Annotated in this window: 10 protein-coding genes, 1 tRNA gene and 1 pseudogene; 8 read left to right on the forward strand and 4 right to left on the reverse strand. The window is 58.6% G+C overall.

Annotated elements, in window-relative coordinates; all coding sequences use genetic code 11:
- The coding region (locus tag CLV89_RS21825) for an EF-Tu C-terminal domain-related protein (protein ID WP_481000418.1) at window positions 1–240 on the forward strand (240 nt) is incomplete at its 5' end.
- 231 nt (window positions 241–471) lie between these two features.
- A tRNA-Trp gene (locus CLV89_RS21830) sits at window positions 472–547 on the forward strand.
- 56 nt (window positions 548–603) lie between these two features.
- Here CLV89_RS21830 and CLV89_RS21835 read toward each other — a convergent pair.
- The 4 genes from CLV89_RS21835 to CLV89_RS21855 all read right to left on the reverse strand — a co-directional run bounded on the left by CLV89_RS21835 (window position 604) and on the right by CLV89_RS21855 (window position 3,541).
- Window positions 604–1,650: a tyrosine-type recombinase/integrase gene (locus CLV89_RS21835; RefSeq protein WP_106165697.1), complete on the reverse strand. Its 1,047-nt coding sequence runs from the start codon at window positions 1,648–1,650 to the stop codon at window positions 604–606.
- A complete protein-coding gene (locus CLV89_RS22505) occupies window positions 1,625–2,128 on the reverse strand; it encodes a hypothetical protein (protein WP_133166785.1) in 504 nt (167 codons plus the stop codon). The genes CLV89_RS21835 and CLV89_RS22505 overlap by 26 nt, the downstream gene beginning before the upstream one ends.
- A 599-nt stretch (window positions 2,129–2,727) precedes the next feature.
- Window positions 2,728–3,009, reverse strand: coding sequence for a hypothetical protein (locus tag CLV89_RS21850; protein WP_106165700.1), 282 nt, complete (start codon window positions 3,007–3,009; stop codon window positions 2,728–2,730).
- Window positions 3,010–3,238: 229 nt separating this feature from the next.
- Window positions 3,239–3,541: a hypothetical protein gene (locus CLV89_RS21855; RefSeq protein WP_106165701.1), complete on the reverse strand. Its 303-nt coding sequence runs from the start codon at window positions 3,539–3,541 to the stop codon at window positions 3,239–3,241.
- A gap of 317 nt (window positions 3,542–3,858) precedes the next feature.
- Between CLV89_RS21855 and CLV89_RS21860 the strand changes: the two genes are divergently transcribed.
- The 6 genes and pseudogenes from CLV89_RS21860 to CLV89_RS23085 form a co-directional block, all read left to right on the forward strand.
- On the forward strand, window positions 3,859–4,182 hold the full coding sequence (locus tag CLV89_RS21860) for a hypothetical protein (protein WP_106165702.1): 324 nt from the start codon (window positions 3,859–3,861) through the stop codon (window positions 4,180–4,182).
- Window positions 4,179–4,445: a hypothetical protein gene (locus CLV89_RS21865; protein ID WP_106165703.1), complete on the forward strand. Its 267-nt coding sequence runs from the start codon at window positions 4,179–4,181 to the stop codon at window positions 4,443–4,445. The genes CLV89_RS21860 and CLV89_RS21865 overlap by 4 nt, the downstream gene beginning before the upstream one ends.
- Entirely contained in the window at window positions 4,445–5,098 is a 654-nt protein-coding gene (locus CLV89_RS21870; RefSeq protein WP_106165704.1) for a hypothetical protein, read from the forward strand. The genes CLV89_RS21865 and CLV89_RS21870 overlap by 1 nt, the downstream gene beginning before the upstream one ends.
- A gap of 194 nt (window positions 5,099–5,292) precedes the next feature.
- Window positions 5,293–5,877, forward strand: a complete 585-nt coding sequence (locus CLV89_RS21875; RefSeq protein ID WP_106165705.1) for a hypothetical protein — start codon at window positions 5,293–5,295, stop codon at window positions 5,875–5,877.
- Window positions 5,874–6,605 carry a hypothetical protein gene (locus tag CLV89_RS21880; RefSeq protein ID WP_106165706.1) on the forward strand — a complete coding sequence of 244 codons (732 nt, stop codon included), beginning with the start codon at window positions 5,874–5,876 and terminating at the stop codon, window positions 6,603–6,605. Before CLV89_RS21875 ends, CLV89_RS21880 begins: the two co-directional genes overlap by 4 nt.
- A gap of 208 nt (window positions 6,606–6,813) precedes the next feature.
- A pseudogene (locus CLV89_RS23085) lies at window positions 6,814–6,945 on the forward strand (IS3 family transposase); the annotation flags it as partial.

The following is a 6,945-nucleotide window of genomic DNA, read 5'->3' on the forward strand; positions in this document are numbered from 1 at the left end:
GAAGGTGGCCGTCACACGCCGTTCTTCGCGAACTACCGTCCGCAGTTCTACTTCCGCACCACCGACGTGACCGGCACCGTGACCCTGCCGACCGGCACCGAGATGGTGATGCCGGGCGACAACCTGAAGTTCGAAGTTGAACTGATCGCCCCGATCGCCATGGAAGACGGTCTGCGTTTCGCCATCCGCGAAGGCGGCCGCACCGTCGGCGCGGGCGTTGTGTCCAAGATCATCGAGTAATCAGGTCTCCTGATTTTCGAATGGAAAGGGCCTCCCTCGGGAGGCCCTTTTTTGTGCGAGGCGCAGCCTCGCGCTCCGAGGTATTTTTGAAAAGATGAAGCGGGACGCGGGGAGGGCTGCGTCTTGGCAGCATCAATCAGAAATCTACGCATCTTGAGTGCTGAGAGCCGCGAAAATCGCAACTTGCCTCTTGCGTCGGACGCCGGTCTCGCATAGGAAATGCCGCACTGCAGGGGTATAGCTCAGTTGGTAGAGCGACGGTCTCCAAAACCGTAGGTCTCGGGTTCGAACCCTGATGCCCCTGCCATTAAAATCAAACAGTTAAGCCGACACTGCGCTGACCAAGCCTTTGCGTTTGGGCGATCATTTGGGAGTTTTGTCCCTGCTTTCGAACATTTCCAGCTTCTTGATGGCCGATTCTGCGAGCTCCGAATCCCTGCTTAAATAGTGTTCGTCCAGGATGGCTCCGACGTCTTTCATGCTGTGTCCGGTGATGGTCGCAATCTCAGCTTCGGAGCAACCAGCGATGGCGAGGCGCGTCACCGCCGTTCCTCTCAGATCGTGGAATGTAAGCCCTGTGATTTTGGCTCTCGCGACGGCCTTGCGCCATGAGGCACTGAACCCCAAGCTGGTCCAGGAGGTGCCGTGAATGGTCGTAAGGATGGTTTCGGCGGTCTCGCTCTTTTCCATCGCATCCAATGCAGTGCGCAGGGGCGTCGCGACTGGGATCACCACCCGGCGCTGGGTTTTGTTCTGCCTCAGGCGAATGTGTGTGCCATCGTAGGCGCTCCAGGTGAGCCGTAGGAGGTCACCTTGCCTTTGTCCGGTCCAGACGGCCATCAGGTATGCTAGGCGGAGCCTCTCTGGCGCTGTCTTGAGGAAAGCGGCTTCGTCAATGTGCGTCCAGATACTCTCGGAGCGTTTCGCGCGATACAGCTTTCCCGGTCTTTCACATGGATTGGCGTCCGTCAGGCCGCGATCATACGCCCAGGCAAGAATCGAAGCGAAGGTTGCGAAAACATAGTCAGCCTGGCGCCGGGATTTGAGCGCCATCTCATCGCGCCAAGACAGAAATTCGGCGCGGGCCCTGCGGTCGGTGAGAGCCCCAATGGGGAAATCACCAAACCGTTCCTCGATCTTCTGAATATGCTTCACATAGTCACGGCGCGTTCGTTCCGCCAGTCCCGTCCATTTCGGAGTATCCTGATACTGATTCAGGATGGCTTGCAGGCTGTCTTTGGAGTGCACCACCTTCTGCTGCACAGCGCTGTTGTAGGCTGCGATAAACTCGGGGTCGCCGGGTTTGCCAGGCAGGCGCGGACCACCCTTCCAAGCGTAGTGGTAAGTCGCGCGCTCTCCGCTGGCCAGCTTGGTCGTGACCTTGTTAATGCCCTTTAGTTTCACTCGCATGTCGCTTTGTCTTCCATTTGTCGAAGGGGGAGGCCGGTTCCGGTGGGTGTTCGCTTTCTGGCAGGAAGCGCACGGTTCCGGCCTCGGTTATGATTTCCACAACCGCTTTGGGGTCTGTGTTGCGTGCGGCGTTGATGAAGCGTTGAATTTGTGCGGCGGTGAATTGCTGTTTTCTGGCCATTAGTTCTTCCCTGCCGACCTGCGCATGCGTCGAATGCAGCGGTTCATGATTGTTTGGCGTTCGTGGATGAGGTCTGAGAGGTTTGCTCTTTTTAGCTCGATCCTGACGTGCAGCTTCGCCAGTCGGCGCAGCTCCGCGTCGTGCGCAAAGTGAAGCCACATTGCTTTCAGGCCAAAGGGGCGCCGTTTTCGCGCTGATCGCGGTGGCGTTTGTGTAGTCGATGCCACTGTACGAGGCGGCAGCTTGTGCGGAGACGGCATTGCTTAATCCATCATGTTCGGGTGGAGGGCGGCTCATCTGCGTGAATGGTGGCGCGTGCCTAATGGCGCCGCCTGGTCCAGCCTTGAGGTGTGCCGCTTATTATTCGGTGGGTGAGGTGATCAAAGGGAGCGCTGCCTGGCCGTTGTAGGGGCAATCTGGTCGGCCATCGCTGGCGCGACGAGGGATTCTCGCGGTCGCAGCTGCGATCCATGAAGTCAGTGCAATTTGGCGCGATGTGCCTGTGCATTGAATGCCCAGCAGATCGACCAGCCAGAGGTATTCATCGTGACACCATGCATCTGGCTCTGGTGCCGTAAAGCGGCCGCCAAGATCTAAGAACTGCTGAGACCTTCGGTGCATCGGTGTGGCTCTGAGCGTTTCGGTCGCCGTGTAAATGGATTGGGTGTTGGTTTCGGCTGAAAATGCGCGGGCGGTGGGCAATTTGGAGGATTGATCCGCCCGCGCGTTGTCCGCACCGCAAGACGGGTGCGAAACCTCGGGAACCACATTGGCGCGCAATCCTCCAGCGCGGCGCGGGTGTTCGTTATTCGGGCAAGGGCGGCGCCCTTGGAGTTCGTCCGCTATGGGCGCGAAACCTTGAGAGATAGGGTTTGTCATTGCGGGTGCGCCTCGCCTTACGCCGCATGGGGGCCGTGCGGAGTGATCTGGCGATCCGCCATTACGCGACGCACTTTATGGCCGACACGCTCCAAGACCTGTTCGGTGGGTTCGGGTGTGGGGGCCGGGCGCTCGATCAGATGCGCAGCCCGCAGGCGTGCCGGGTCAAAGCCCTGGCCGCGCGCGGCTTTCAATGTGGCCCATGCGGTTGTGAACAGGTGCGGGCTGTCGAGATGTTCCTCAGGCGAGCCTGCTATCTGCTGCGCGTCCCGAAGCACGGTTTCCAGTCTGTCTTGCATTCAATCCTCCATCGGTTGATGGGGATGACGTAATCCGAAAATTATGAACCGGTCAAGTCGCAGGTTCAAATTTTTCGGATAAATTCGTGTTGGTGTTTTCTAGTGTGTTTAGATTATATGGGAACAAAAAGAGAACATATGGGAATCGGAGAGGCAATTTTGATACAGGTACTGGCGCTGGCGCGCCGAATTGGGGTGGATCTCAACCTGATCTTTGACCCGCTTTGGGCTATTCGTCTTGCAGTGCTGAGAAGAGCCTGTCCTGAACGTCTTGCGGAAGTTGGGCGAAGTCGCCGTGAAGAATGAAGTTAAAGTCTATGCGGTGCTGCCGGTAGTAATACTTCATAGTAGCAATGCTCGGCGCACCTCTGCTCTCCTGGCTGTGGAATGTAGTCTTCTTCAAGCCAAGTTGCTTTGCTACTTCCAGCTGCTGCAGGCCGAGAGAATTACGTGCAGCCAAGAGGCGCACACGAATAGCTTCGGGCGATACATCGCCCGTGTGGGCAAGGCGTTCTTTGGTGTCGATGTTCATAGGGCCTATCTACTTCAGGTCCGAATAAATTGAACTTTCTCATCGTCGGATCTTGATAGTCGGAATTATTCGGACTACCGATTGTGCATGAGCACAAGAAATCTGATTAATGAGCTTGGCGGTTACAGGGCCGTCGCTGCACGTCTCGGCAAGAGCCCGACGACAGTACACACCCACATGCAGGTGGGGATCCTACCTGCTGCTTGGTATGATGCACTCTGTGTGATGGCAGTGGAGGTTGAGGTTTGTGAACCAAATCGAAGTCTCTTCTCATTTCTTGCAGTTGCGGGTGAAAATGATGCAAAGGACGCAGCCGCATGAGCCGCCCGCGTCTAACCCTGATCGTGAACAATGATGTGCCATGCGACCAGCCTGGCACGTCAGCTGACCGAGCGTCTTGGTCAAATCAGTTGGACCCCTATGCGCTAAAGGTCAGGGCGCCTGACCTTTGGTCTGCCTATTTCCACGCGCGGTTTCACAGCCCGCGCGAGGTGGCCCTGTTTTGCGATGTGTCGTTTCAGACCGCACTCAATTGGTGGGGCGCAGTGACCGCGCCCGCCAGCCACACCGCCTTGCTGATGATCCTGACCGATCCTGGCGCGGCGGCGTTCTTCCAGGATCAATTGGCGAGGGCGGCATGATGGCGCAAACCACCTCACCCCGAATCGAACGGATTGCATACCAGATCTGGTGGTTGATCCATGACAGCGCTGGGGAATGCACGCTGCGAGATATGGCAGCGTTTACCGAGGCATCTACGCAAACCTGCTCGCAAATATGCCGCTATCGCGGCTGGGCTGGGGCTTACCGCAAAATGGCGCATAGCCATGCGGTCGATAATGGTCCGTTGATGATCGCGACGCTGGATAGCGAACTGTCGGCTCTGTTCCGGGAGGCCGCCTGATGTTGAATGCAGTTGGATTGCGCCCGGTCTCGTCGGATGAGTTGCCAGACTACCCGATCTCGGCGGAAAGCCGTTTGGACTCGCATTACTTCATGCCGTTCAACCATGATCGCTATGACCGCAGTGACTTTCGGCGCAAGGCCTACCGCGATCCGGAGGTCGGCTTTTTCGGCATGGAGCTGTTCTTCAAGTCCCACGGTGAGACGCCCTTGGGGACTTTGCCTACTGATGACGATAGCTTGGCCTTTCTGCTGGGTCTGCCGTTAGAGCGGTGGATCTCGCTCAAAGAGCGGGCGTTCAACCCGCTCTATAACTGGCACCCAGTGCGCTGTGACAATGGCGCAATTCGCCTTGCGCATCCGGTGGTTCAAGAGGTGATGGAGGCCGCGCTGCGTGGTCACCTGGAGCACAAGGCCAGCAATGAAGACAAGGCGGTCTATGCACGGCGCAAGCGGCTGATCGAGGTGCTGCGCGACATCGGCTGCAGTGAGGATCTGTGTTCCGATGAGCTGGCCGTGGCTTGGGTCGATGACTGGCTGCTCAAGCACCACCCGGGACAGCGGCGCATGCCGCAGTTCCAGGCCTCTATCGGGCGTGCCCTCAAAGAGGCGGTATCTGAGGGCATTGTGGGTCGCCCGCGTCGCGCACCCTGAAATCATTGAAGAAATCCGCCCACCTGTGGGCGGAACAGAACGGAACATACCAGAACAGTTCCGAACAGAATGGAACAGTTCCAGACATAAGAGAGGAAATGAAATGAGAGAATATGAAATGAGATTTCGTTCCGCTCCCACTCGGGCCGAGCAGCCTGTGGATATGTCGGAACGCTGAGAAAAGAGGTGCAGAAATGGATGAGAAACAACAGGCCGCCGGAGAGAAGCGGGTGCAGGACATGCTGATCACGCCGCTGGAGGCGCTGGGGCTAGCGCGGCCCTCGACCCTGACCAAGGCGCAGTTTGCGGTGATGCTGGCGGAGCTACGCCAGAAGCTGGCCTATATGACGCCCGCGAGCATCGCGGTGCTGCGCGATTGGGTTGAGGCGCACCCGGGCGGTCGGGATAAGGATCGGTTTCCGATTGGGCTGAAGATCCTGAACAAGGCGCGCGAGATCCAGCCGCCGGAGAGCGGGCCGTCGCCGCTGATGCTCAAGGTCTTCGGGCACGCACTGGGGCAAGAGGCGCTGGCCGGCGGCTGGGCGCCGGAGCTGCTGCGCTATCTGAGGGGCGCGCGGGAATGGCCGGGTCGCTACACCGTTACACAGATCCGCAATGAGGCGCATGGGGCCGTGCGCCGGATGGCGGATATCGAGATGCGCGTTGGCCGCGGGGATCACCTGTCGGCCGAGGATGAGAGCTTTCGTGCCCGCCGGTCTGAAGCGCTGCAGAAATGCCGGGAAATCGCAGAACAGGCGCAGCGGGGTGCAACAGCATGAGCGAGCATGTTGTGATCGTGGCACCCAATGGGGTGGCAGATCTGACACCCGTCGCAAAGTTCATGGCGGCACGCCAGCTGCGCCTGAAGGCGGAGGCAGATCGCATCGAAGCGGTGAAAGCGCGAGGTTATGTGCCCGAGGTCTGCGGTGACGCCATCCCGGAAGCCCCGGCGCGTGGTGCCATTCGTGTCTTCCAGCCCATGAGCCTGTTTCCTGATGGCAAAGACGACTGGGTCGCGCGACCCTCGGGCTATCGTGGTCGGTCGGCAATGCAGCGCGCGGATGTGTTTGATGTGATGACGGCAAAGGCGGCCAGCAACGGAAAGCTCGCGCCCTTCACCCGCGTGCAGGTGGCTGCAGGGCGGTATTATCGGGATCTGGTCGAACGTCACGCCTGCGCTGGTGTCCGGTGTTCGTCTGTCGAGGCACTCCGCAGCGGCGGGGGTGGCAGTGGCAGCTTCATCGATGCGGTGTTGCGGGACCGGGAGGAGATCGCGCGGATCCGTCGTCGCATTGGCACCGGCACCGCAATGGCAGTCCGTAAGATCCGCCCGTCCAAGCGTGGCTCACGCATGAACATCACGGATCGGTGCCTCGTCGATATGGTGTGCCTGGAAGACAAGCCGATCAGCGCGGTGTTGCGGGCGCATGGGTGGAGTGTTCAGGGGCAGACGTCTTGTGCGCTGCGGCAGGCGTTGGCGGATGCTCTTGATCGTATGGGTCGTTGATGGTGAGCTTGAACTTTGACGTGGACTCATCACGTTAAATAGTCGTCTCGGTTGTTGATTGGTTAACAATGCTCCCAAAATAGCTCGTAGGATTCTTAGAGCATTTGATTGATAGGTAAACTGAGTTAACTGAATCCGCCTGGAGTGCCCCCACTGAAGTGGTCCACCTTTTGGGATAGGAATATCCCGTTTTCAGGAGGACGACGAGATGTCAGGCAAACGAGAGAAGCCCGAGGACATCGTGCTGAAGCTGCGACAGGTTGAGGTGCTGCAAGGACAAGGGAGCTCGGTTCAGGAAGCCGTTCGGCAAATCGGTGTGACGGTTCAGACTTACTACCGG

Origin of the sequence: Tritonibacter scottomollicae, assembly GCF_003003215.1 — a bacterium.
GTDB lineage: Bacteria > Pseudomonadota > Alphaproteobacteria > Rhodobacterales > Rhodobacteraceae > Epibacterium > Epibacterium scottomollicae.

Excerpts from the sequence above, each read along its gene's own strand:
- CLV89_RS21855 (WP_106165701.1), bottom strand. The coding sequence starts at position 3,541 with ATGAACATCGACACCAAAGAACGCCTTGCCCACACGGGCGATGTATCG.
- CLV89_RS21860 (WP_106165702.1), top strand. The coding sequence starts at position 3,859 with ATGAGCCGCCCGCGTCTAACCCTGATCGTGAACAATGATGTGCCATGC.
- CLV89_RS21875 (WP_106165705.1), top strand. The coding sequence starts at position 5,293 with ATGGATGAGAAACAACAGGCCGCCGGAGAGAAGCGGGTGCAGGACATG.
- CLV89_RS21880 (WP_106165706.1), top strand. The coding sequence starts at position 5,874 with ATGAGCGAGCATGTTGTGATCGTGGCACCCAATGGGGTGGCAGATCTG.
- CLV89_RS22505 (WP_133166785.1), bottom strand. The coding sequence starts at position 2,128 with ATGAGCCGCCCTCCACCCGAACATGATGGATTAAGCAATGCCGTCTCC.
- CLV89_RS21850 (WP_106165700.1), bottom strand. The coding sequence starts at position 3,009 with ATGCAAGACAGACTGGAAACCGTGCTTCGGGACGCGCAGCAGATAGCA.
- CLV89_RS21865 (WP_106165703.1), top strand. The coding sequence starts at position 4,179 with ATGATGGCGCAAACCACCTCACCCCGAATCGAACGGATTGCATACCAG.
- CLV89_RS21870 (WP_106165704.1), top strand. The coding sequence starts at position 4,445 with ATGTTGAATGCAGTTGGATTGCGCCCGGTCTCGTCGGATGAGTTGCCA.
- CLV89_RS21835 (WP_106165697.1), bottom strand. The coding sequence starts at position 1,650 with ATGCGAGTGAAACTAAAGGGCATTAACAAGGTCACGACCAAGCTGGCC.